18 protein-coding genes are annotated in these 23514 nt (G+C 69.0%); 14 read left to right on the top strand and 4 right to left on the bottom strand.

From position 1 onward, the window contains the following. Positions 1 to 107 precede the first annotated feature (107 nt). From AC0IYU_RS33760 to AC0IYU_RS33750, 3 genes are read left to right on the top strand one after another with little or no spacing between them, the layout of a single operon-like run. Positions 108 to 1145 (top strand): hypothetical protein, encoded by a 1038-nt coding sequence (locus tag AC0IYU_RS33760; protein WP_472126450.1) that lies wholly within the window; start codon positions 108 to 110, stop codon positions 1143 to 1145. A 56-nt stretch (positions 1146 to 1201) separates the two neighbouring features. Next, entirely contained in the window at positions 1202 to 1816 is a 615-nt protein-coding gene (locus AC0IYU_RS33755) for a helix-turn-helix domain-containing protein (RefSeq protein ID WP_472126448.1), read from the top strand. Further along, entirely contained in the window at positions 1813 to 2355 is a 543-nt protein-coding gene (locus tag AC0IYU_RS33750) for a GNAT family N-acetyltransferase (protein WP_472126445.1), read from the top strand. Before AC0IYU_RS33755 ends, AC0IYU_RS33750 begins: the two co-directional genes overlap by 4 nt. A gap of 6 nt (positions 2356 to 2361) precedes the next feature. Here AC0IYU_RS33750 and AC0IYU_RS33745 read toward each other — a convergent pair whose 3' ends face one another. Both AC0IYU_RS33745 and AC0IYU_RS33740 read right to left on the bottom strand, forming a co-directional pair. After that, positions 2362 to 3495: an NADH:flavin oxidoreductase/NADH oxidase gene (locus AC0IYU_RS33745; protein WP_472126442.1), complete on the bottom strand. Its 1134-nt coding sequence runs from the start codon at positions 3493 to 3495 to the stop codon at positions 2362 to 2364. Further along, positions 3492 to 4475 (bottom strand): DMT family transporter, encoded by a 984-nt coding sequence (locus AC0IYU_RS33740; RefSeq protein WP_472126439.1) that lies wholly within the window; start codon positions 4473 to 4475, stop codon positions 3492 to 3494. Before AC0IYU_RS33740 ends, AC0IYU_RS33745 begins: the two co-directional genes overlap by 4 nt. Positions 4476 to 4609: 134 nt before the next feature. Between AC0IYU_RS33740 and AC0IYU_RS33735 the strand changes: the two genes are divergently transcribed. The 4 genes from AC0IYU_RS33735 (at position 4610) to AC0IYU_RS33720 (ending at position 12396) form a co-directional block, all read left to right on the top strand. After that, on the top strand, positions 4610 to 5491 hold the full coding sequence (locus AC0IYU_RS33735) for a LysR family transcriptional regulator (protein ID WP_472126436.1): 882 nt from the start codon (positions 4610 to 4612) through the stop codon (positions 5489 to 5491). Positions 5492 to 5577: 86 nt separating this feature from the next. Continuing rightward, complete coding sequence (locus AC0IYU_RS33730) at positions 5578 to 10359, top strand: CapA family protein (protein ID WP_472126433.1); 4782 nt, start codon at positions 5578 to 5580, stop codon at positions 10357 to 10359. Next, positions 10356 to 11288 carry an alpha/beta hydrolase family protein gene (locus AC0IYU_RS33725; protein WP_472126430.1) on the top strand — a complete coding sequence of 311 codons (933 nt, stop codon included), beginning with the start codon at positions 10356 to 10358 and terminating at the stop codon, positions 11286 to 11288. Before AC0IYU_RS33730 ends, AC0IYU_RS33725 begins: the two co-directional genes overlap by 4 nt. Before the next feature lie 34 nt (positions 11289 to 11322). Beyond that, positions 11323 to 12396: an aldose epimerase family protein gene (locus AC0IYU_RS33720; protein ID WP_472126428.1), complete on the top strand. Its 1074-nt coding sequence runs from the start codon at positions 11323 to 11325 to the stop codon at positions 12394 to 12396. Between the two features lie 44 nt (positions 12397 to 12440). Here the strand turns inward: AC0IYU_RS33720 and AC0IYU_RS33715 are convergent, their stop codons facing one another. Beyond that, positions 12441 to 13382, bottom strand: a complete 942-nt coding sequence (locus tag AC0IYU_RS33715; protein WP_472126425.1) for an SMP-30/gluconolactonase/LRE family protein — start codon at positions 13380 to 13382, stop codon at positions 12441 to 12443. Between the two features lie 126 nt (positions 13383 to 13508). Here AC0IYU_RS33715 and AC0IYU_RS33710 point away from each other — a divergent pair, with 126 nt between their 5' ends. Next, positions 13509 to 14282, top strand: a complete 774-nt coding sequence (locus tag AC0IYU_RS33710) for an SDR family NAD(P)-dependent oxidoreductase (protein ID WP_472126422.1) — start codon at positions 13509 to 13511, stop codon at positions 14280 to 14282. A gap of 10 nt (positions 14283 to 14292) precedes the next feature. Here AC0IYU_RS33710 and AC0IYU_RS33705 read toward each other — a convergent pair whose 3' ends face one another. Further along, entirely contained in the window at positions 14293 to 15252 is a 960-nt protein-coding gene (locus AC0IYU_RS33705) for a LysR family transcriptional regulator (protein WP_435482675.1), read from the bottom strand. A gap of 143 nt (positions 15253 to 15395) precedes the next feature. On the opposite strand from AC0IYU_RS33705, the gene AC0IYU_RS33700 reads away from it, so the two are divergent. The 6 genes from AC0IYU_RS33700 (at position 15396) to AC0IYU_RS33675 (ending at position 23274) form a co-directional block, all read left to right on the top strand. Further along, on the top strand, positions 15396 to 16859 hold the full coding sequence (locus AC0IYU_RS33700) for an aldehyde dehydrogenase family protein (protein WP_472126420.1): 1464 nt from the start codon (positions 15396 to 15398) through the stop codon (positions 16857 to 16859). Positions 16860 to 16934: 75 nt separating this feature from the next. Next, positions 16935 to 17900, top strand: a complete 966-nt coding sequence (locus tag AC0IYU_RS33695; RefSeq protein WP_435482677.1) for an ABC transporter substrate-binding protein — start codon at positions 16935 to 16937, stop codon at positions 17898 to 17900. A 10-nt stretch (positions 17901 to 17910) separates the two neighbouring features. Next, positions 17911 to 18981: a multiple monosaccharide ABC transporter substrate-binding protein gene (chvE, locus tag AC0IYU_RS33690; protein WP_435482678.1), complete on the top strand. Its 1071-nt coding sequence runs from the start codon at positions 17911 to 17913 to the stop codon at positions 18979 to 18981. Positions 18982 to 19022: 41 nt separating this feature from the next. Continuing rightward, positions 19023 to 20549 (top strand): multiple monosaccharide ABC transporter ATP-binding protein, encoded by a 1527-nt coding sequence (gene mmsA, locus AC0IYU_RS33685; RefSeq protein WP_472126475.1) that lies wholly within the window; start codon positions 19023 to 19025, stop codon positions 20547 to 20549. Then, positions 20536 to 21747 carry a multiple monosaccharide ABC transporter permease gene (gene mmsB / locus AC0IYU_RS33680; protein WP_472126418.1) on the top strand — a complete coding sequence of 404 codons (1212 nt, stop codon included), beginning with the start codon at positions 20536 to 20538 and terminating at the stop codon, positions 21745 to 21747. The genes mmsA and mmsB overlap by 14 nt, the downstream gene beginning before the upstream one ends. Before the next feature lie 6 nt (positions 21748 to 21753). Then, the gene (locus AC0IYU_RS33675; RefSeq protein ID WP_472126416.1) at positions 21754 to 23274 is read left to right on the top strand and encodes a sugar ABC transporter ATP-binding protein; all 1521 of its coding nucleotides are present in this window, start codon (positions 21754 to 21756) and stop codon (positions 23272 to 23274) included. The last annotated feature ends 240 nt before the right edge of the window (positions 23275 to 23514 follow it).

Here is a 23514-nt window from a genome sequence, read left to right as displayed (position 1 = left end):
TGAATATGTGTTCGAAGAATCGGCTCATCACAGAATAAAAAACCAGGCCCGGCGGCGCGGGAGAATCCGGTTTTCACGATGCCAACGCTCATGGCAATGGAGTCTTCATGAACAGATGGTCATGGCTGGTGGCCGCGTGCCTCTCGCTCGGGGCTTTGCATGCGGCGGCGCAGCCTTCCGGTTGCGCCGCGTCGGCCGGGCCCGATTGCTACCGCGCCTTCCAGCCGCCCGGCGCCGAAGGCACGCTGAACTACTTCGCGTCGCTGGCGCCCGCACCCGTGCCCGGCAATGCGGCCGGGCCCACCAAGGCGCTCATCGCCCTGCACGGCCATCCGCGCGACGCCGCCAAGACCTTCGATGCGGCGCTGCGGGCGGTGCGCAATGCCGGCGCGCTTGCCGACACGCTGGTGGTTGCGCCGGTCTTCCAGGTCGCCGCGGACAAGGCCGCCAGATGCAGCGCGCCGGGCGTGCCGGCGGCGCGGGCCGGCGACCTGCTGTGGACCTGCGCCTCGTGGCTCGAAGGCGGCCGCGCGGACAACGGCGCGCGCATCACCTCCTTCGCGGCCATGGACGCACTGGTGGCCGAACTCGCGCAGCGCTGGCCCAGCCTGCGCACCGTCACCATCGCGGGCTTCTCGGCCGGGGCGCAGATGGTGCAGCACTACATCGGCTTCGCGGATCAGGAGCGCGCCGGCGCGGCCTCGGTCGCGGTGCGCTATGTGGTCGCCGACCCCGGTACCTGGCTCTACTTCGATGCCTGGCGTCCGCAACCGCCGGCCGACGGCACCTGCCCCGGCGTGAACCGCTGGAAGTACGGCACCGACGGTGTGCCCGCCGACCTGGGGCGCAGCGCCGCGCAGGCGCGCCAGCGCTATGCCGCCGCCGACATCAGCTACCTCGAAGGCGCGCTCGACAGCAGCGAGGCCAAGGGCACGTACTACGGCATCCTCGACAAGTCGTGCGCGGCCGCCGCGCAGGGACCGTACCGGATGCAGCGCGGCCTGGCCTATGCGCAGTACGACCGCACGATGCTCGCGCCCGACAAGCGGCGCGAGGTCGTGCTGGTGCCGGGCTGCGCGCACGACGTGGCCTGCGTGTTCCCGTCGGAGGCGGCGCGCACGGCCTTGCTCGGCCCTTCGCGGTGAAGGCGCATCACCGACCGCTTGACTCGGTTTCCGTTGTATTGGATATTTCATCCAATATGACGGAAACAGAATCGCCACCCTCCCTGAACGACCGCATCGCCCAGCGCGTGCGCGAGCTGCGTGCCGCGCGCGGCCTGTCGCTCGACGCGCTGGCCACGCACTGCGGCGTGAGCCGCTCGATGATCTCGCTGATCGAGCGCGGCGAAAGCAGCCCCACCGCCGTGCTGCTGGAGAAGCTGGCCACCGGCCTGGGCGTGTCGCTGGCCTCGCTGTTCGACGCGCCGTCGCCCGCGCCCGAACCTGCCTCCCCGGTGTCCCGCTTCGCCGACCAGTTGCAGTGGCGCGACCCGCACTCCGGCTATGTGCGAAGGAACGTCTCGCCCGGCGGCTTCCCGTCCCCGATCCAGGTCGTCGAGGTGCTGTTTCCGCCCAAGGCCCGCGTGGCCTACGAAACCGCGGCGCGCGAGCCCGTCATCCACCAGCAGGTGTGGGTGCTCGACGGCGTCATCGAACTCACCGTGGGCGACGACCGCCACCGCCTTTCGACGGGCGACTGCCTGGCGATGGTGCTCGACCGCCCCATGAGCTACTACAACCCCACGCGCAAGACCACGCGCTACGCCGTCGTCATTGCGACGGTGGCGACGGCACCTTCTTACTCGGCGAGATGAACATGACGACGACCCCTACCCCCCGCATCCACCTTCTGCAGCGCGTGACCGACGCGCAAATGCAAGGCCTGGCCGATGTGCTGAAAGACTGCGTCGAAGGCGGCGCCTCCGTGAGCTTCATGCTGCCGCTGGCGCATGAGCGCGCGCTCGCGTTCTGGCGCCAGGTGGCCGACGGCGTGGCGCGCGGCGAACGTGCGTTGCTGGTGGCCGAGGACGAAGAGGGCATCGTGGGCACCGTGCAGGTGGTGCTGGCGCAGCCCGAGAACCAGCCGCACCGCGCCGACGTTTCCAAGATGCTGGTGCACCGCCGCGCGCGGCGCCGGGGCATCGGCGCGCTGCTGATGCAGGCGGCCGAAGTCGTGGCGCGCGAGCGCGGCAAGACGCTGCTGGTGCTCGACACCTCGAGCGCCGAAGCCGAAAGACTCTATGTGCGCAGCGGGTGGACGCGCGTGGGCGCGGTGCCCGGCTTCGCGCTGCTGCCCGAAGGCGGGCCGTGCGCCACCACCTTCTTCTACCGCGAGCTGGCCGCCGGGCGGTGAACCGGGTCAGCGCGCCCCGAAGCTCGCGTTCTCGAACAGGTCCTTGAACTCGCGCGGCTGCGAGCGCCAGTACTGCGGCGGCGCGGCCACGTGCGCGCCCAGTTCGGCCGCCGCATGCCACGGCCAGCGCGGGTCGTAGAGCATCGCGCGGGCCAGCGACACCGCGTCGGCCTGTCCGTTGGCGAGGATGGCTTCGGCGTGCGCGGGTTCGGTGATCAGCCCCACCGCGATGGTCGGCAGCCCGACCTCGGCCTTCACGCGTTCGGCGAACGGCACCTGGTAGCCCGCGCCCAGCGGAATGGCCTGCTGCGGCGACACCCCGCCGCTGGACACATGGATGGCCGCGCAGCCGCGCGCCTTGAGCGCCTGGCCGAACGCCACCGTGCTGTCGAGGTCCCAGCCGCCGGGCACCCAGTCGCTGGCCGACACGCGCACCCACACCGGCTTGTCGGCCGGGAACACCTCGCGCACCGCGTCGAACACCTCGAGCGGAAAGCGCAGGCGGTTCTCCAGGCTGCCGCCGTAGGCGTCGGTGCGGTGGTTGGCGATGGGCGAGAGGAACTGGTGCAGCAGGTAGCCGTGCGCCGCGTGGAGCTCCAGCCCGTCCAGGCCCAGCCGCGCCGCGCGCTTCGCCGCGGCCACGAAGGCATCGCGCACACGGGCGAGGCCGGCCGCATCGAGCGCGGTGGGCGGGTCTTCGCCGGGCGAATGCGGCACGGCCGAGGGCGCGAAAGACTGCCAGCTGCCCGCCTCGGTCAGGGGAATCTGCTTGCCGCCGTTCCACGGTGCGCGGCTCGATGCCTTGCGCCCCGCGTGGCCCAGCTGCATGGCGATCTTGATGGGCGAATGCGCGCGCATCGCGTGCAGCACGCGCGCCAGGCCTTGCTCGTTCGCGTCGGAATACAGGCCCAGGTCGCCGGGCGAGATGCGCCCTTCGGCCTCCACCGCCGTCGCCTCGATGATCAGCAGGCCCGCGCCCGAGAGCGCCAGGGAACCCAGGTGGATCAGGTGCCAGTCGCCCGGCGTGCCCTCGGTGGCGGAGTACTGGCACATCGGCGCGATGACGATGCGGTTGTCGATCTGCAGGTTGCCGAGCCGCAGGGGCTCGAAAAGAAGGGGCTTGCTGGCGCTGTTGCTCATGACGATGCGGCTCCACAGGTGCTGTAGTTGCGCGGATTCTGCGGGGTCTGCGCGATCCGTGCCGGGGCCGGCGCGGAAGCCTTGCGGCTCAGGGCGGTATGGATCAGCAGCGCGCCGACCACCATCGCCATGCCTACGGCCTCGTTCACCGTGGGCAGCCGCCCCAGTGCCGCGCTCATCAGCAGCGCCGACACCGGCACGAAGTTGATGAAGGCCGTGCCCGTCACCGCGCCCAGCGTGCGCACCCCGTGGTTGAAAGCCAGCACCGCGATGGCCGAAGACACCAGCCCCACGTACAGCAGCGCCTGCCACGACAGGCGCAGGCCTTCCATGCTCGGCGCATGCGTCCACCCCAGCAGCGTGCCGACGACCGCCATGCCCAGCAGCAGCGGCCACGAGGCCAGCACCGTGAGCGCGGTGTACTCGATCACGTCGAGCTCCGGAAAGCGCGTGGTGCCGCGCGTGTACCAGACCCAGCCCAGCGTGCCGACGAAGGCCACCGCGTCGCCGAAGAGCGTCGATTCGCCGGCCTGCGGCGTGCCGAACAGCAGCCCCGAGACGATGGCCACGCCCAGCAGCGACAGCGCCGTGACCATCAGCGTCGAGCGGGTCGGCCGCACGCCGTCGAGCGCCCAGCGCAGCAGCTGCGTGGTCATGGGCGTGGTGGCCATGATGACCGCGCCGTGCGAGGGCACCGAGTGCGCCAGCCCTGCCAGCAGCATCACGCTGAAGATGCCGAAGCCCGCGAACCCGCGCAGCGCCAGCGGCCCCGCATGCCGGCGCAGCTTGCGCCAGGGCGCCGCGCCGCGCGGAAGAATGAGCAGCACGAACAGCAGCGCGGACATGCTGTAGCGGATGAGCGTGAACCACGCCGGCTCGACGTGGTGCAGCACGCCCTTGCTGACCAGGAACATGCCGCCCCAGCCGGAGGTGGCGAGCAGCAGCGCGGCGATGCCGAGCAGACGTTGGCGATGGGACATGGGACAGGCCTCTTGCAATGAATCGATGACCCAAGGATCGGGGCTGGGGGCTGCGAATGCCATTCGCTTCTTTGGACGGGGGCCTCCAAAAAAGCGAACAGACCGAAACGCCCGTCGCGCTCACAATCCGCCCCATGGAGCTCTACCAACTCAAGACCTTCGTCGCCATCGCCCGCGAAGGCAGCCTGACCCGGGCGGCCGAGCGGGTGTTCACCAGCGCGCCGGCGGTCAGCGCGCAGCTCAAGGCGCTGGAAGACGAACTCGGCGTGAAGCTGTTCGAGCGCACCCCGCGCGGCATGTCGCCGACCGAGGCGGGCGTCAGCCTGCTGGAAGAGGCCGAACGCACGCTGGCCTCCGCCATGCGCATGCGCTCGGCGGCCGAGCAGCTGCGCGGCGCGGCGCAGGGCGTGGTGCGTTTCGGCACGGTGGTCGACCCGGTGGCGCTGCGCCTGGGCGAGGTGCTGGTGAAGCTGGCCGAGCGGCATCCGCAGGTCACGCTGCAGCTCAGGCAGGGGCTGTCGTACGAAACGCTCGCGGGCGTGCAGCGCGGCGAGCTCGACTGCGCCTATGTGCTGAGCGACAGCCCGCAGATCGAGGGGCTGGAAGTGGTGCGCCTGAGCGCGGTGGACCTGGTGGTGACGCTGCCGAAGCCGGTGGCCGATGCGCAGCCCGGGCTGTCGCTCGAGCAGCTCGCCGACATGCCCTGGGTCGGCACGCCGCCCTCGTGCATCCTGCGCGTGCACCTGGAGAAACTGTTCGCCGGCGCCGGCCGCGAGTACCGCCCGGGCCGCACCGCCGACGGCGAGAGCGCCATCCGCAGCATGGTCGCCAGCGGCATGGGCGCGGGCCTGCTGCGCAGCGACTATGCGGAGCAGGGCGAGCGCAACGGCGAGCTGGCCATCTGGAGGGGCTGGCGTTCGCACACCTGGCTGTGCTGGGTGGCGCCGGCCGAGGGCAAGCAGCGGCCGGTGGCCGTGGAGGCGGTGCGCAGCGCGGTGATGGAGGCGTGGGGCTGAGCCCTTCGCGGGTGCGGCTCGGCGGACCCACCCCCGGGTTTCAGGGGTGACAGGCCCCGGTGTGCGCTGTCATCATTCGCGGCTGCATGAACCTCGACCCGAACCCCCTCGCCGAATTGTTGAACCGTGCCAGGCAGGCCCTGGCGGAGCCGGGCGGTGCGCTCCCCGCCATGCCGCATGCGACCGGGGAGGCCGGGTGCGTGGTGCTCCTGGCAATTGGCGAGGACGGCAGCCGCGCCCGCGTTGTGGCAGGGCGGGGCGCCGATGTGGAGGCCGCATGGCGACAGGCGGCGCAGGCCGTCGACGCGCAGGCCCGCCGCGCCGAGCAGCCGCCGCAACGCCTGCGCGCGGAACTGGTCGACCGGGTCACGGCCACGACCTGGGGCGCGCTGAAAGCGAAGTTGGCGCAAACCAAGCGCAACTACTTCAACGAGGGCATCGCCTTCGACGCGTGCTTCGAGACCGCGCTGCTCGCGCAGGAAATCAACGGCAGCGCCATCCTCTACAACGGCAAGGTGGAGCACGCCGAGCCCAACCCCGGCAACCTGCGCATCCACGCCAAGCGGCGCTTCGGCAAGGAGATCGAGTTTCCCGCCGACGATGCCTCGCCCGTGTGGTGCTTCACCACCCGCGCCGTGTACGTCGACGGCGAAGGCGCGTGGCCGCTGACGGCCGTCGGGCAGGCGGCCGGCTTCCGTCGCCTCGACGACTGGGGCGCGGCGCACGTCGGCGCGCTCATCGAGCGTTCGAGCCGCTACCTGGCCGCGCAGGTCAAGCCCACGGGCGAATTCGAGTACGGCTGGTTTCCTTGCTTCGACCGCGCCATTCCCACCTACAACACGCTGCGCCACGCGAGTTCGACCTACGCGTTGCTCGAGGCCTGGGAACTCACGCAAGACCCGGCTCAGAAAGCCGCCATCGACCGCGCGCTGGCGTACCTCGACACCCGGCTCATCCAGCGGTTCGATGCCGAGGGTGGCCCGCGCGTCGCGTTCCTCGTCGACCTGGGCAACGAGGTCAAGCTCGGCGGCAACGCCGTGTGCCTGCTGGCCTTCGTCAAGTACACCGAGCTCACGGGCGACGCGCGCTACAAGCCACTGATGGAGCAACTCGCGCTGGGCATCGGCCGGATGCAGGACCCGAAGACAGGGCGCTTCGTGCACGTGCTGCACCATCCCGGCATGCAGGTGAAGGACAGCTTTCGCGTCATCTACTACGACGGCGAGGCTGCGTTCGGCCTGATGCGTCTGTACGGCCTCACGGGTGACCCGCGCTGGCTCGCAATGGTCGAGAAAGCCTTCGGGCATTTCATCGAGGCGGAGCACTGGCGCGCGCACGACCATTGGCTGAGCTACTGCGTGAACGAACTCACGCGCTACCGGCCCGAAGTGCGCTACTACGAGTTCGGGCTGCGCAACGTGGCCGGCTACCTTGATTTCGTGCTGGAGCGCATCACCACGTTTCCCACGTTGCTGGAACTGATGATGGCCGCACACGAGATGGTGCAGCGCCTGGACGCGGATGCGGCCCTGCGCCCGCTGCTGGCCGGCCTCGACCGCGGAAAGTTCGAACACGCGCTGGAGTACCGCGCGCGCTACCTCGCCAACGGCCACTTCTGGCCCGAGCTGGCGATGTTCTTCCGCAACCCCGCGCGCATCGCGGGCTCCTTCTTCATCAAGCACCACAGCTTTCGCGTGCGCATCGACGATGTGGAGCATTACCTGTCGGGCTACGTGGCGTACCTGCGGCTCCTGAATTCGCGCGCGGCTCGCGATGCACGGCGTTCGCCGGCCGAGGCACGCGGGCAGGCCGCGCAGACCGGACCTGCCGGGGCGTCCGGTACCGTGGCGTGGGGCGGCGACGTCAACCTCGGCCGGCGCCAGCACTACCGCACGCGCGACCTCGGTGGCCCGCACGGCGTGCTCGGGCGCATTGCCGCGCTGCGCGACGCGGACCTGCGCATCGTCAACCTCGAATGCGTGGTCGCCACCACGGGCCGACACGGCGTCGACAAGGACGAGACCGGGTCCTACTACTATCGCGCGCGACCCGAAATGATCGAGGTGCTCACGGCCACGGGCATCGACCTGGTGAGCACCGCCAACAACCACAGCGGCGACTACGGCCCCGAGGCGCTGATGGAGCAGAAGGCGTTGCTCGACGCGGCGGGCATCGGCAGCGCCGGCAGCGGCGCCGACCTTGAAGCCGCGCTGCGACCCGTGATGCGCCAAGCCGGGCACGTGCGCGTCGCGCTGTTCTCGCTCGACGCCACGCAGCCGCAGTTCGGTGCCACTGCCACGACGCCCGGCGCGGCGTATCTGTCGCTTGCCGACCCGGCCGCGTGGACCACCACGATGGCGCCGCGCATCGCTCGTGCGCGCGAGCAGGCCGACGTGGTGCTCGTGGCGGTGCACTGGGGCGACAACCTCGAGACCGTGCCCTCGCAGGCCGAGATCGCGGTGGGCCACGCCATCGTCGACGCCGGGGCCGACGCCATCCTGGGTGCCTCGGCGCACGTACTGCAGGGCATCGAGGTCTATCGCGGGCGCCCGATCCTCCATGACGCGGGCGACCTGCTGTTCGACGCCATGCGCAGCGATTTCGTGGACGCGGGCGTGTTCACGCTCGCGCTGGAGCCGACAGGCGTGACGCAGGTGCGTTTCACGCCCATCGGCGTGGGCTTCGGCTTCTCCGAGCAGTACGTGGGCGACCGCGCGCGCGCGTCGAGCGAGCGCTTTGCCGCGCAGTGCCGCGCGCTCGGCACCGAGACCGTGCCGACGCCGGAAGGCGGCTGCGCGGTGCGGCTCCTGCCGCCCGGACGCGCTGTGTTGCCGCCTGCGACGGCGCCGGCCGCGCCGATCACCCGCGGCAATCCGCTGCCCTTGCGCGTGGCCCGCCCGGAATGGACTGTCGATGCCGTGCCTCAGGACGCCGTGCTGCCACCGGTGCAGGTCGGCCCGCTGCGCTTGCTCGGCGTGCGCTGCGCACCCACGCAGGTCTTCGGCCGCCAGTTGCTGTGGGTCGAGTCGTTCTGGACCGCCGACGCGCCCGTGGAGGCCGACCTGCGCGTGCAATTTCGTGCCGTGCCGATGCGCAGCAAGACCATGCCCGCCTGGGGCGAAGGCATGGATCACGACCCCTGCGACTGGATGTGGCCCACCAGCCGCTGGCAGCCGGGGCGCATCTACCGCGACTGCTACGGCCTGCGGCCACCGCTTGCGCGCCAGTTGGAAAGCGACGTGCTGCAGCTGGAACTGCGTCTGCGCGGCTCGGCCAAGCTCTACAAGCTGCCCAAGCCGCGGCGGCTGCCCGTGTGGTGCGGCCTGCGCGTGCCCGGCATGCCCACGCCGTTGCCCGATGGCCCCGCGCCCGTGCTGGCCGCAAGCCTGCCGGGCGCGGGCGCCACGCCCGGGCCGGTGTGGACGGCCGAGCAATTGGTGCAGGTCACCGGCGGCACCTGGATCGTGGCGCCGCCCGAGGGCTGGTCGGTGCAGTCGGTGGTGCGCCTGCCGCTGCACCTGCGCACCCGGCCCCGCCCGGCGCTGTTCGTCGCATCCGACTACGCCACGCTCGCCGCGCACGAGAACTTCAGCCGCGAGCCCGAGACCTGGGACCAGCACGACGACCTGCAACGGCTGCAGCCGCTGCTGGCCGGCGCCATCGTGCAGCGTCCCGTGCCGGGCCTGCCGCCTGCTTTTGCGCTGCTGCAGGTGGACGACCCGATCGCCGCCTTGCTGGCCTTGGGCGCCGCCGCGCGCGAGCGCTTCCGTGGCCGTGTGGTCGGCGTCACGGGCACGGTGGGCAAGTCGTCCACCATCTCGATGTTGCGCGACCTGCTGCCGCCCGCGGCGCGCGTGCTCACCACCATCGAGAACAACAATTCGCGCGTCGGCGTGCCCGGTGCCCTCGCCAGCCTCGGGCCCGACGTCGACGTGTGCATTCTCGAAATGGCGCAAAGCGGGTTGTGGATGGACCGCGGCCCCATCTCGCTGATGGCGCGCCCGCACGTGGCCATACTCACCGAGGTCGGGCTGTCGCAGACCGTGAAGGCAGACACGCTCGAGAAGACCGCCGACTACAAGTCGCGCATCTTCCTGGGCTTGGAGCCCGGCGGCGTGGCAGTGATCGGCGCGCACATTCCCTGCCTGGTCCAGGTGGTGAAGGCCGCGATGCGCACGGCCGCCAAGGTGTGGACCGTGGGCACCGGGCCCGAGGCCAACGTGCGCCTGCTCGACATGCAGCCCGTGCCCGAGGGCTGCCGCGTGCGCATCGCGATCCGCGGGCGCACTTGCCAGTACCTGTTTCCGATCGCGAGCGCAGGCCTGGTGCGCAACTCGGCGCTGGCCTTCACCGCGCTGGTGGCGATGGGCCTCGACGCCGAGGAAGCCTGCGCGCGCATGCCGCACGTGCGCCTGCCGGCCTCGGTGATGCAGGTGCTGCGGCTGAGCACGCGCGCCGGCGTGCAGGTCACTCTGGTGGACGACAGCTGGAACGCCGAGGTAATGTCGATGCGCAATGCGATGGAGTTCGTGCGCAGCTACCGCAAGCCCGGCGACGAACCCATCGCGCGGCGCATCGGCGTGCTCGGGCGCATCGTCAACCTCGGCAACGACGCCGAGAAGATGCACCGCAGCCTGGCCGAGCCGCTGCTGGCCTCGGGCATCGACCATGTGGTGACGCACGGCGACGAGATGCGCTGGCTGCGCGAGGAAGTGCCCGCGACCTTGCTCGGGCCGCACTTCGACAACGCCGACTTGTTGACGCGCTACCTCGAGGACATCCTGCGAGACGGCGACCTGCTGCTGGTGAAGGGCGACCGCGACCTGTCGGACTTCGGCCGGATCCCCGAGCTGCTGCAGAAGCTATGACAAATGCCGCGCTGCGCCTGTGCGCGCTGCTTCTGCTGGCCTTGATGCAGACGGCCTGTGCGCAACGCACCGGCCCCGAGGTGCCGCGCCCCTTCACCGCGAGCAACGACGGGGTGCTGCACTGGAACCAGCCCGCCGACCGCGCCACCTGCCCCGACCGCCCCGGCTTCCTGTGGGTGCAGCCGGTGGAAGGGCCGGCCTGCATCCGCTACTTCGCGAGCGGCGACATCGATGGCGCGCGCATCGCCGTCGTGCAGTTCTCGGGCGACCGCGACGGCGTGATGGACCAGCCGCCCGCGCGCATTCCCGGCAACACCGAGGCGCTGCGCACGCTGGACGCCCAGCGCAGCCGCGACCGCGCTGGCGTGCCCTGGGTGTTCGTGGCGCGGCCCGGCACCTATGGCTCCTCGGGCGACCACCGCCAGCGCCGCCAGCCGGTGGAGTTCCATGCGCTCGATGCCGCGCTCGACGCGCTCATGCAGCGCCACAGGCTGCAGCGCCTGGTCATCGTGGGCCACAGCGGCGGCGCCACCGCGGGCGCCGCGCTCCTCACGCTGGGGCGCACCCGCGTGGCCTGCGCGGTGCTCACCTCGGGCGCCTACGGGCTGCTGGAGCGCGCGCGCCTGCTGGGCCGCTCGAACGACGGGCGCACCGACACCACCGGCAGCGCGCAGTTCTACGACCCGCTCGACCATGTGAGCGGCATCGCGCGCGACCCGGCGCGGCGCATCGTGCTGATCGGCAACCGCGACGACAGGAACACGCCCTTCGCGCTGCAGCAGCGCTTTGCCGATGCGGTCGGCAAGGCGGGCCACCGCATCGAGCTGCGCACGCACGCGGCCGAGCCGCCCGAGTTCCACGACCTCAAGGACCGCATTGCGCTGCTCACCGCCTCGGAGTGCGCGCGCGAGGCCATGGCCGCCCGGTGACAGCATCCCGTTTCAGAATCCAGTCAGGAACCCCATGAGCAAGAGCATCACCTCGCGCGAGTTCGGCCGCATGCCAGACGGCCGCGTCGTCACCGAATACACCCTGGACAACGGCCGCGGCCTGAGCCTGAGCGCCATCAACCTGGGCGGCATCGTCACCGCGCTGCGCGTGCCCGACCGGCACGGCCAGGCCGCGAACGTCGTGCTGGGCCTGCCGTCGCTGGCCGACTACCTGAAGCCGCATCCGCACCTGGGCACCATCGTCGGGCGCCATGCCAACCGCGTCGCCGGCGGGCGCTTCACGCTCGACGGAACAACGCACCAGCTGGGGCTGAACGACGGCGTGAACTCGCTGCACGGCGGCGCGACGGGCTTCGGCAAGCGCTACTGGGAGATCGTGCCGCTGTCGGCGCACGAGTCGGGCAGCGACATCGCGGTCGAACTGCGCCGCACCAGCGCCGACGGCGAGGAGGGCTACCCCGGCGAAGTGCAATTGACCGTGCGCTACACGCTGGCCGCCGAAAGCAATACCTGGCGCATCGACTACAGCGCCACCACCGACAAGCCCACCGTGCTGAACCTGAGCCACCACGACTACTTCAACCTGGCGGGAAGCGGCTCGGTGATGGACCACCGGTTGACGCTGCCGGCGAGCCGCTATTGCCCGGTGGACGCAACGCTCATCCCGCTGGGGCTGGCCGACGTGGCGGCCACGCCGTTCGACTTCCGCACGGCCACGCGCATCGGCGAGCGCATCCGCGAAGGCCACGAGCAGCTGCTGCGCGCGCACGGCTACGACCACAACTGGGTGCTCGACCGGCCTGTCCATCATCAGGGCCTGGCCCTCGCGGCGCGCCTGGAACACGAGGCCACGGGCCGCGTGATGGAGGTACACACCAGCGAGCCCGGCGTGCAGTTCTATTCGGGCAATTTCCTCGACGGCAGCCTCTTCGGCAGCGCGGGCGCGAGCCTGCGCCAGGGCGACGGGCTGTGCCTGGAAACGCAGCACTTCCCCGACTCGCCCAACCAGCCGGGCTTTCCGTCGACGGTGCTGCGCCCGGGCGAGGTGTTCACCAGCGCGACCGAACACCGCTTCGGCATCGGCTGAAGCGCGTGTGAAGCACGCGCGAATCGTGCGGATCGGCGCGCGCGTCAGCCGGCGAACAGCGCCGCCGGCACGCCGGGGCTGTCGATGCGCACCGCGAACAGGCCGCCGGCCAGCGGCTCGTGGTTCAGCTGGGCTTCGGTGCGGCCGTTGCGCGCGGTCGTGATGTAGAGCGTGCGCAGGTCGGCGCCGCCGAAGGCGCAGTCGGTCACGTTGCCGGTGGGCAGCGCGATGCGGCACAGCTCCACCGCGCTCACCGGGTCGTGGCAGGTGACGCAGGCGCCGTCCCAGTGCGCGATCCACAGGCGGCCGGCCGCGTCGGTGGTCATGCCGTCGGGCAGGCCGTCGCCCTTGGGAAAGCGGTGCCACAGGCGGCGGTTCGACACGGTGCCCTCGGCCATGTCGAAGTCGTAGGCGTACAGGTGGTTCAGCACCGTGTTGTTGAAGTACATCGTGCGGCCGTCGCCCGACCAGGTCGGGCCGTTGGTCACCTCGAAGCCGTCGTCGTGCCGGGTGCACCGGCCGTCGGCGTCGTAGCGGTAGAGCGCGCCGGTGGGCGCCTTGCACTCGAAGTCCATGCTCCCGGCCCAGAAGCGGCCGCGGCTGTCGCACTTGCCGTCGTTGAAGCGGTTGCCGGTGCGCTCGGTCTCGGGCTGGTGCAGGTAGCGCGGCTTGGCGTCGTCGCCCGGCGCGGTGGTGTCGAACAGCGCGAAGCCGCGGCGCAGGGTGATGAACAGGCCTGGTGCCGTGGCGCGTTCGGCGATGGCGGTGATTTCTTCGTCGAAGTGCCAGGTGCGCTGCGCACCCGTGGCCGGGTCGTGGCGGAACAGGCGCGGCGTCAGGATGTCGATCCAGTAGAGCGCCTGCTCGCGCACCGACCACAGCGTGCCTTCGCCGAGGTTGGCCGCCGCAGGCCAGATGCATTCGGGTTCGCTGACGGCGCGAGGCGCCGCCAGCGGGGAGGGGGTGTTTGTCTCTGTCTTGTTCATTGGATCCTTCTTGTCTGCTTGACGCGGCGGATCGTATCAAGGCATATTGATAACGGAAATTAAATAAATTGGCATCAATTGATATGCTTTTTGCAATGTCATGAGATGCGCTTCTGGAGACTTTTCTTGAATTCCCCCCCACTTTCCATCTATCCGAGCTTGCAGGGCCGCACGGTGTTCGTCACCGGCGGCGGCAGCGGCATCGGCGCGGCCATCGTCGCGGCGTTCGCGGCGCAGGGCGCGCGCGTGGCCTTCGTCGACATCGCCGAGGGCGCGAGCGCGGCGCTCGCGCAGCAGATCACCGGCGCCGGCCATGCCGCGCCGTGGTGGCGCGCCTGCGACGTGCGCGACATCGCCGCGCTGCAGAAGGCGATTGCCGACGCGGCGGCCGAGCTCGGCGACTTCGCGGTGCTGGTCAACAACGTGGCGAGCGACGACCGCCACACGCTCGAGTCGGTCACGCCCGACTATTACGACAACCGCATGGCCATCAACGAGCGGCCGGCGCTGTTCGCCATCCAGTCGGTGGTGCCGGGCATGAAGCGCCTGGGCTTCGGCTCCGTGGTGAACCTGGGCTCCACGGGCTGGCAGACCAAGGGCTCGGGCTACCCCTGCTATGCCATCGCCAAGTCGTCGGTGAACGGCCTCACGCGCGGGCTGGCGGTCGACCTGGGGAAGGACCGCATCCGCATCAACACCGTGTCGCCCGGCTGGGTGATGACCGAACGGCAGGTGGCGCTGTGGCTCGACGAAGAGGGCGAGAAGTCGCTGCAGCGCAACCAGTGCCTGCCGGACAAGTTGATGCCGGAAGACATCGCGCGCATGGTGCTGTTCCTGGCGTCGGACGACGCGAAGATGTGCACCGCGCAGGAGTTCACGGTGGACGCCGGCTGGACCTGAGCCTGGTCGGTCAGTCGATCTCTAGCTTGCGGCCGTAGACGCTCATGCTCGCGGTCTTCAGCGCCTTCATCATCACCTTGGCCGCCGGCGACAGCAGCCGGTCGGTGCGCGTGATGATGCCGAAGGCGTCCATGTGACAGGGCATGTCCAGCGGCAGCAGCGACACGATGCCGTGCGACGCGTAGTAGCGCGCCACGTCGGTCGCCAGCACCGCCACCATGTCGCTCTGCTGCAGCATGCGCGTGATGAACAGCAGGGCCGAGCTCTCGATGGTGTTGGTCGGCGGTGCCAGGCCCTCCTCCTGGAACATCAGTTCGAAGCGGTGGCGCAGCACGCTGCCCGAGGGCGGCACGATCCAGCCGGCGCTCACCACGTCGCGCAAGGTGAGCCCGCTCACGCCCAGCAGCGGGTGGCCCGGGCGCACCAGCGCGCACACGGGTTCCTCGGTCAGCGCCTCGTAGCGCAGCTGCGACTTGTCGTGCTCGGCGAACAGCCGCGCCACCAGGATGTCGAGCTTGCCCTGCTCCAGCCGCTCGATCAGCACCGGGCTGGTCTCGATCTCCAATGACACGCGCAGGTCGGGCTGCTCGCGCTTGACCATCGCCACCGCCGGCGGCATGAGCGTGAGGCCGGGCGCGGTGATGGCGCCCACGCTCACCTGACCGAAGCGCCCGGCCTTCAGCGCCGTGAGCTCGTCGTGCGCCTGGTTCAGGCTGGCGAGCGCCACGCGGGCGTGGCGGATCATGGTTTCGCCGTACCAGGTGGGGCGCATGCCGCGCGGCAGGCGGTCGAACAGCGAGACCTCCAGCACGTCTTCCAGGTCCTTCAGCAGCTTGGAGGCGGCGGGCTGCGTCATGTTGAGCACCTGCGCGGCGCGATGGATGTTGCCTTCCTCGGCCAGTGCCACGAGCAGAAGCAGTTGCCGGGTCTTCAGGCGGGCGCGGATGAACCAGTGGTTGTAGTTGGTCATGGGTGTGAAAACGAAGGTCTGATCGGGTTTTCCAGAATCCGGCGATCGATATGCATTTTGTCTAAAAAACGATTGGATCGATATCAATTCTGTTCCTAGACTGCCTGCATATCCAGAACAACAGAGACAAGGTTCGCGTCCCGGTGATTCACGGCGAGATCCATCAGAACGTGCGGCAGTACATCAACGGCCGCTGGGAAACCAGCGCGACCACGGGTGTGAGCGCCAATCCCTCGGACACCAGCGAAGTGGTGGCCGAGTACGCACGTGCCGACCGCCGCCAGGCCGAGCTCGCCGTCCGCGCGGCCACCGAGGCCTTTCCCCACTGGAGCCACAGCACGCCGCAGCGGCGCGCCGACGTGCTCGACCGCATCGGCGCCGAGCTGCTCGCCCGCAAGGACGACCTGGGCCTGCTGCTGGCGCGCGAGGAGGGCAAGACGCTGCCCGAGGCGGTGGCCGAGGTGGCGCGTGCGGGCCAGGTGTTCAAGTTCTTCGCGGGCGAAGCCATTCGCGCAAGTGCAGGCGGCGGCGGCGAGCACGTGGCCTCGGTGCGCGCGGGCGTGCAGGTCGACGTCACGCGCGAACCCGTGGGCGTGGTCGGGCTCATCACGCCGTGGAACTCGCCCTTCGTCATTCCCGCCTGGAAGATCGCGCCCGCATTGGCGCATGGCAACAGCGTGGTGTTCAAGCCGGCCGAGCTGGTGCCGGCCTGCGGCTGGGCGCTGGCCGAGATCATCAGCCGCGCGGCCTTGCCGGCCGGTGCCTTCAACCTCGTGATGGGCAGCGGTCGCGAGGTGGGGCAGGCGCTGGTCGACAGCCCGCTGGTCGATGCGCTGAGCTTCACGGGCTCGGCCGCCAACGGCGAACGCGTGCTGCAGGCGGCCGCCACGCGGCGTGCCAAGGTGCAGCTGGAAACCGGCGGCAAGAACGCGCTGGTGGTGCTGGCCGACGCCGACCTCGACCGCGCCGTCGATTGCGCGGTGCAGGGCGCCTACTTCTCCGCCGGCCAGCGTTGCACCGCGTCGAGCCGGCTCATCGTCGAGGCGCCGGTGCACGACGCCTTCGTCGCCAGGCTGCGCCAGCGCCTGAAGGCACTGAACATCGGCCACGCGCTGGAGCGCGGCGTGGACATCGGGCCCGTGGCCGACGAAGAGTGCCTGGCGCAGAACCTGGCCTGGGTCGGCATCGCGCGCGACGAGGGTGCGGAGCACGTGTGGGGCGGCGAAGCGCTGCAGCGCGCCACGCCGGGCCACTACATGAGCCCCGCGCTGTTCCTGGCCAAACCCTCGCACCGCATCGCGCGCGAAGAAATCTTCGGCCCGCTGGCCTGCGTGCTGCGCGCCGACGACTACGACCATGCGCTGGCGCTGTGCAACGACACGCCTTTCGGACTGTGTGCGGGCATCTGCACCAACTCGCTGAAGCACGCCATGCATTTCAGGCGCCATGCCGTGGTCGGCATGACGATGGTCAATCTGCCGACCGCGGGGGTGGACTTCCACGTGCCCTTCGGCGGCCGCAAGGGGTCGGGCTACGGGCCGCGCGAACAAGGGCGCCACGCCTCGGAGTTCTACACGACGGTGAAGACCGGCTACATGCTGGCCTGACCGGACGGGGTTTCATTGCAACAGCCAATCGGCACCACAGCCAAAGTCCTCAAGACATCAAGAAGGAGACATCCCATGACCATGAATCGCCGCACCCTCAACACCGCCCTCGCAGCCGCCGCCATCGGCAGCATGCTGCCCGTGTCCGTCTTCGCGCAGAAGAAGCTCGTGCTCGGCTTCGCCCAGGTGGGCGCCGAGAGCGAATGGCGCACGGCCAACACCGAGTCGATCAAGTCGTCCGCCAAGGACGCCGGCATCGAGCTGAAGTTTTCCGACGCGCAGCAGAAGCAGGAAAACCAGATCAAGGCCATCCGCTCCTACATTGCGCAGAAGGTCGACGTGATCGCCTTCTCGCCGGTGGTCGAGTCGGGCTGGGAAACCGTGCTGCGCGAGGCCAAGGCCGCCAAGATCCCGGTGGTGCTGACCGACCGCTCGGTGAGCACCAAGGACGACACGCTCTACGTGACCTTCATGGGCTCGGACTTCACCGAGGAAGGCCGCAAGGCCGGCCGCTGGCTGGTCGAGAAGATGAAGGACCAGAAGGGCGACGTGAACATCGTCGAGCTGCAGGGCACCGTGGGCTCGGCGCCGGCCATCGACCGCAAGAAGGGCTTCGAGGAAATCATCAAGGCCGACCCCAAGTTCAAGATCATCCGCTCGCAGACCGGCGACTTCACGCGCGCCAAGGGCAAGGAGGTGATGGAAGCCTTCCTGAAGGCCGACGGCAAGAAGATCAATGTGCTGTTCGCGCACAACGACGACATGGCCATCGGCGCCATCCAGGCTATTGAAGAGGCAGGCCTGAAGCCCGCCAAGGACATCACCATCATCTCCATCGACGGGGTGAAGGGTGCCTTCGAAGCCATGATCGCCGGCAAGCTCAACGTGTCGGTGGAGTGCAGCCCGCTGCTCGGGCCGCAGCTGATGCAGGCGGTGAAGGACATCAAGGACGGCAAGACGCTGCCCAAGCGCATCGTGACGGTGGAGAGCATCTTCCCGATGGAAGTCGCCGCCAAGGAATTCCCGAACCGCAAGTACTGAGAGCACATCCATGAAACGCAACTTCCTCAAGGCCTCGCTCGCGGGCATCGCGTTCGCCATCGTCGGCTTCACGCCGCTGGCCAACGCGCAGGACAAGGGCCTGATCGCCATCTCGATGCCCACCAAGTCGTCGGCGCGCTGGATCGCCGACGGCGCCAACATGGTCAAGTACTTCAAGGACAAGGGCTACAAGACCGACCTGCAGTACGCGGACGACGACATTCCCAACCAGCTCGCGCAGATCGAGAACATGGTGACCAAGGGCTCCAAGGTGCTGGTCATCGCGGCCATCGACGGCACCACGCTGTCCGACGTGCTGCAGAAGGCTGCCGACAAGGGCGTGAAGGTCATCGCGTACGACCGGCTCATCAAGGGCTCGAAGAACGTCGACTACTACGCCACCTTCGACAACTTCCAGGTCGGCGTGCTGCAGGCGCAGTCCATCGAGGCGGCGCTGGGCCTGAAGAGCGGCAAGGGCCCGTTCAACATCGAGCTGTTCGGCGGCTCGCCCGACGACAACAACGCCTTCTTCTTCTACAACGGCGCGCTGTCGGTGCTCAAGCCGTACATCGACAGCGGCAAGCTGGTGGTGCGCAGCAAGCAGATGGGCATGGACAAGGTCGGCACGCTGCGCTGGGACGGCGCGGTGGCGCAGGCGCGCATGGACAACCTGCTGTCGGCGTACTACACCAAGGACCGGGTCGATGCGGTGCTGTCGCCCTACGACGGCCTGTCCATCGGCATCCTGTCGTCGCTGAAGGGCGTGGGCTACGGCTCGGCCGCGCAGCCGATGCCCATCGTGTCGGGGCAGGACGCCGAGGTGCCTTCGGTCAAGTCGATCCTGCGCAAGGAGCAGACCTCGACCGTGTTCAAGGACACGCGCGAACTGGCCAAGGTGACGGTGGCCATGGCCGACGCCATGCTCTCGGGCAAGACGCCCGAGGTGAACGACACCAAGACCTACAACAACGGCATCAAGGTGGTGCCCTCGTACCTGCTCAAGCCGGTGAGCGTTGACGCCTCGAACTGGAAGCAGGTGCTGGTCGACAGCGGCTACTACAAGGAAAGCCAGATCAAGTGAGCATCGAAGGCCGCACCGCCGATGCCGGCGCCATCCTGGAGATGCGCGGCATCACCAAGACCTTTCCCGGCGTGAAGGCGCTGAGCAACGTCAACCTCAGCGTGCGCGCCGGGGAGATTCACGCGGTGGTCGGCGAGAACGGCGCGGGCAAGTCGACGCTCATGAAGGTGCTGAGCGGCGTGTACCCGTGCGACTCCTACACCGGCGCGATTCACTTCGAAGGCGAGGAGCGCCGGTTCAAGACCATTGCCGACAGCGAGAAGCTCGGCATCATCATCATCCACCAGGAGCTGGCGCTGGTGCCGCTGCTGTCGATTGCGGAGAACCTGTTTCTCGGCAACGAAATTGCGCACCGCGGCGTGATCGACTGGTTCGCCGCCTATGCGAAGACGCGCGAGCTGCTGGCCAAGGTGGGGCTGAAAGAGCTGCCCACCACGCTGGTGACCGACCTGGGCGTGGGCAAGCAGCAGCTGGTGGAAATTGCCAAGGCGCTGGCCAAGGAGGTGAAGCTGCTGATCCTCGACGAGCCCACCGCCAGCCTGAACGAGAAGGACAGCGACGCGCTGCTGATGCTGCTGCTGGAACTCAAGCGCCAGGGCATCGCGTCGATCCTCATCTCGCACAAGCTCAACGAGATTGCCAAGGTGGCCGACTCGGTGACGGTGCTGCGCGACGGCGCCACCGTGGAGAGCATCGACTGCCGCACGCAGCCCATCAGCGAGGACCGCATCATCCGCGGCATGGTGGGCCGCGACATGGAACACCGCTACCCGCAGCGCTCGCCGAAGATCGGCGAGACCGTGTTCGAGGTGCGCGACTGGCGCGTGCACCACGCGCTGCACGCCGACCGCGAGCAGATCAAGGGCGTGAGCCTGACGGTGCGCCGGGGCGAGATCGTCGGCATTGCGGGCCTCATGGGCGCGGGCCGCACCGAGCTGGCCATGAGCGTGTTCGGCAAGTCCTACGGCCAGCGCATCAGCGGCTCGGTGCTGATGCACGGCAAGCCGGTGGACGTGGGCACGGTGCGCAAGGCCATCGACCACGGCATCGCCTACGTCACCGAAGACCGCAAGGGCCTGGGTCTGGTGCTGGAGGAAGACATCCGCAAGAACATCACCCTGGGCAACCTGGACGCCGTGTCCGAGCGCACCGTGATCGACAACGGCCGCGAATTCAAGGTGGCCAACGACTACAGCAAGGCGCTCAACATCCGCTGCTCGGGCGTCGAGCAGCTGGTGGTCAACCTGTCGGGAGGCAACCAGCAGAAGGTGGTGCTGAGCAAGTGGCTCTTCACGCAACCCGAACTGCTGATATTGGACGAACCCACGCGCGGCATCGACGTGGGCGCCAAGTACGAGATCTACACCATCATCGACCAGCTCGCGAGCGAGGGCAAAGGCATTCTCATGATCTCTTCGGAACTGCCGGAACTGCTCGGCATGTGCGACCGCATCTACGTGATGAACGAAGGGCGCTTCGTCGCCGAAATGACGGCCGCCGAGGCCTCGCAGGAACGCATCATGCACGCCATCGTGAGCGCGGGGAGCACTGTCCATGTCCCGGCCTGAAGTCAACGCGTTGCAGGGCGCCGCGCCTGTCGCAGAGGCGCCGAAGCTGCATGCGGGTTTCCTGAAGAACAACCTGCGCGAGTACGGCATGCTGATCTCGCTGGTCGCGATCATGGTGCTGTTCCAGGTGCTGACCGACGGCACGCTGCTGCGTCCGCTGAACCTCACCAACCTGCTGCTGCAGAACAGCTACGTGGTCATCATGGCGCTGGGCATGCTGCTGGTGATCGTGGCGGGGCACATCGACCTTTCAGTGGGCTCGGTGTGCGGCTTCATCGGCGCGCTGGCGGCGGTGCTGATGGTGGAGTACGAGTGGCACTTCGTGCCCACGGCCATCGTGAGCATTCTTGCGGGCGCCGTCATCGGTGCGGCGCAGGGCTGGTTCGTCGCGTTCCGCAAGATCCCGTCGTTCATCGTCACGCTGGCGGGCATGCTGGTGTTCAAGGGGCTCACGCTGGCGCTGCTGGCGGGCCAGTCGGTGGGGCCGTTTCCGGTGGAGTTCCAGCGGCTGAGCTCGGGCTTCATTCCCGATCCGCTGGGTGGCGACACCCTGCGCACCACCTCGCTGGTGGTGGGCGTGCTGGCGGCCGCGGCGCTGGTGTTCTTCAAGCTGCGCGGGCGCGCCAAGCTCAAGGCGCACGGCATGGAGCAGGAGCCCTACGCCTTCTTCCTGGTGAAGAACCTGTTCTTCGCGGCCATCATCCTGTTCTTCAGCTACCTGCTGTCGACCTACAAGGGCCTGCCCAACGTGCTGATCGTGATGGCGGTGCTGATCGTGGTGTACGACTTCGTCACCAACCGCACCACCATCGGCCGGCGCATCTATGCGCTGGGCGGCAACGAGAAGGCGGCGCGGCTGTCGGGCGTGAAGACGCAGCGGCTTGCGTTCCTCACCTTCGTGAACATGGGCGCGCTCGCGGCGCTGGCGGGCCTGGTGTTCGCCGCGCGGCTCAACACCGCCACGCCCAAGGCGGGCCTGGGCTTCGAGCTCGACGTGATCGCGGCCTGCTTCATCGGCGGTGCGTCGGCCTCGGGCGGCGTGGGCCGAGTGATGGGCGCGGTGATCGGCGCCTTCATCATGGGCGTGATGAACAACGGCATGTCGATCCTGGGCATCGGCATCGACTACCAGCAGGTCATCAAGGGGCTGGTGCTGCTGGCGGCGGTGTTCATCGACGTCTACAACAAGAACAAGTGAACGCGCATGGCTGACAGCAAACCATCGCCCGTGCTCGAGCTGCGGGGCATCCACAAGCAGTTCGGCGGCATTCCGGTGCTGCGCGACGTGCAGTTGCGGCTGTACCCCGGCGAGATCCACGCGCTGATGGGGCAGAACGGCGCGGGCAAGTCGACGCTCATCAAGGTGCTGACGGGCGTGCTGCCGTCCAGCGGCGGCGAGACGTTTCTCGACGGGCAGGCCATTCGCCCGCAGTCGCCGCTGGAGGCGCAGAAGCTGGGCATCAGCACGGTCTACCAGGAAGTGAACCTGTGCCCGAACCTGTCGGTGGCGGAGAACGTGTTCGCGGGGCGCTATCCGCGCTGCGGCATGGCGCAGGGCTTTCGCATCGACTGGGCGCTGGTGAACCGGCGCGCCGAAGAACTGCTGGCGCGCATCGGGCTGGACATCGACGTGACGCGGCTGCTGTCGAGCTACTCGGTGGCGGTGCAGCAGATGGTGGCCATTGCACGGGCGCTGGGCGTGTCGTCGAAGGTGCTGATCCTCGACGAGCCCACTTCGAGCCTGGACGACGACGAGGTGGAGAAGCTGTTCGAGGTGCTGCGGCGTTTGCGCGGCGAGGGCCTGGCGATCGTGTTCGTCACCCACTTCCTCGACCAGATGTACGCGGTGTCGGACCGTATCACGGTGCTGCGCAACGGCGGCTGGATCGGCGAGTGGCGCGCCGCCGACCTGGGACCGCAGGCGTTGATTGCCGCAATGCTCGGGCGCGAGCTGGCGGCGCAGTCGGCGCGACCCGCGGCCTTGCCGGCATTCGACGAGGCCGCGCCGGCATTGCTGCAGGCCGAGGGGCTGGGCCAGGCCGGCCAGTTGCAGGCGACCGACCTGCGGGTGCGCGCCGGAGAAGTGGTCGGCATCGCGGGTTTGCTGGGCGCGGGCCGCACGGAACTGGCGCGCCTGCTGTTCGGGCTCGAACTGCCGGACCGTGGTGTGCTGAAGGTGGACGGGCGTTCCGTCAGTTTCTCGAACCCGGCCGATGCGATCCGCGAAGGCCTGGCGCTGTGCCCCGAGGAGCGCAAGACGGACGGCATCGTCGCCGAGCTGTCGGTGCGCGAAAACATCGCGCTGGCGCTGCAGGCGCGCCTCGGTACCAAGCGCTTTCTGTCGCACGCAGAGCAGACCGAGATGGCCGAGCGCTTCGTCAAGTCGCTGGGCATCAAGACCGCGAGCGTCGAAACACCGATCGGCCTGCTCTCGGGCGGCAACCAGCAGAAGGCCATGATCGCGCGCTGGCTCGCCACCGAGCCGCGCCTGCTGATCCTCGACGAGCCCACGCGCGGCATCGACGTGGCGGCGAAGCAGGAAATCATGGAAGAGATCCTGCGGCTCGCGCGCGCGGGCATGGCGGTGGTCTTCATCTCGTCGGAGATGAGCGAGGTGGTGCGCGTGGCGCATCGCATCGTGGTGCTGCGGGATCGGAAGAAGGTGGGGGAGCTGCCGGGGGGCTCTTCAGAGGACGAGGTCTACGAAATGATTGCGGCCGCATGACGCACGAGCTTCTTTTGTCTTTCTCCCTTCCCCGCCGGGGGAGGGCAGGGGTGGGGGCAAGCCGCCTCCGATCAGGCGCTGCCACATTGCAAGCGCCGCGTGCCCCCATCCCAGCCTTCCCCCGGAAGGGGAAGGAGCAAGACACGGGCAACGCGTCCTGCATCCTGTCTCTTATACACATCTGACGCTGCCGACGAAGCGCCACACGTGTAGATCTCGGTGGTCGCCGTATCATTAAAA

The sequence above is a fragment of the Variovorax sp. AC103 genome, from assembly GCF_979254005.1.
Note: the sequence above shows the minus strand (reverse complement) of the source record. Positions and strands in the feature narration are given on the sequence as shown.

Coding starts and splice junctions, on each gene's coding strand:
- AC0IYU_RS33760 (WP_472126450.1), top strand. CDS start 108: ATGAACAGATGGTCATGGCTGGTGGCCGCGTGCCTCTCGCTCGGGGCT.
- AC0IYU_RS33755 (WP_472126448.1), top strand. CDS start 1,202: ATGACGGAAACAGAATCGCCACCCTCCCTGAACGACCGCATCGCCCAG.
- AC0IYU_RS33750 (WP_472126445.1), top strand. CDS start 1,813: ATGAACATGACGACGACCCCTACCCCCCGCATCCACCTTCTGCAGCGC.
- AC0IYU_RS33745 (WP_472126442.1), bottom strand. CDS start 3,495: ATGAGCAACAGCGCCAGCAAGCCCCTTCTTTTCGAGCCCCTGCGGCTC.
- AC0IYU_RS33740 (WP_472126439.1), bottom strand. CDS start 4,475: ATGTCCCATCGCCAACGTCTGCTCGGCATCGCCGCGCTGCTGCTCGCC.
- AC0IYU_RS33735 (WP_472126436.1), top strand. CDS start 4,610: ATGGAGCTCTACCAACTCAAGACCTTCGTCGCCATCGCCCGCGAAGGC.
- AC0IYU_RS33730 (WP_472126433.1), top strand. CDS start 5,578: ATGAACCTCGACCCGAACCCCCTCGCCGAATTGTTGAACCGTGCCAGG.
- AC0IYU_RS33725 (WP_472126430.1), top strand. CDS start 10,356: ATGACAAATGCCGCGCTGCGCCTGTGCGCGCTGCTTCTGCTGGCCTTG.
- AC0IYU_RS33720 (WP_472126428.1), top strand. CDS start 11,323: ATGAGCAAGAGCATCACCTCGCGCGAGTTCGGCCGCATGCCAGACGGC.
- AC0IYU_RS33715 (WP_472126425.1), bottom strand. CDS start 13,382: ATGAACAAGACAGAGACAAACACCCCCTCCCCGCTGGCGGCGCCTCGC.
- AC0IYU_RS33705 (WP_435482675.1), bottom strand. CDS start 15,252: ATGACCAACTACAACCACTGGTTCATCCGCGCCCGCCTGAAGACCCGG.
- AC0IYU_RS33695 (WP_435482677.1), top strand. CDS start 16,935: ATGACCATGAATCGCCGCACCCTCAACACCGCCCTCGCAGCCGCCGCC.
- chvE (WP_435482678.1), top strand. CDS start 17,911: ATGAAACGCAACTTCCTCAAGGCCTCGCTCGCGGGCATCGCGTTCGCC.
- mmsA (WP_472126475.1), top strand. CDS start 19,023: ATGCGCGGCATCACCAAGACCTTTCCCGGCGTGAAGGCGCTGAGCAAC.
- mmsB (WP_472126418.1), top strand. CDS start 20,536: ATGTCCCGGCCTGAAGTCAACGCGTTGCAGGGCGCCGCGCCTGTCGCA.
- AC0IYU_RS33675 (WP_472126416.1), top strand. CDS start 21,754: ATGGCTGACAGCAAACCATCGCCCGTGCTCGAGCTGCGGGGCATCCAC.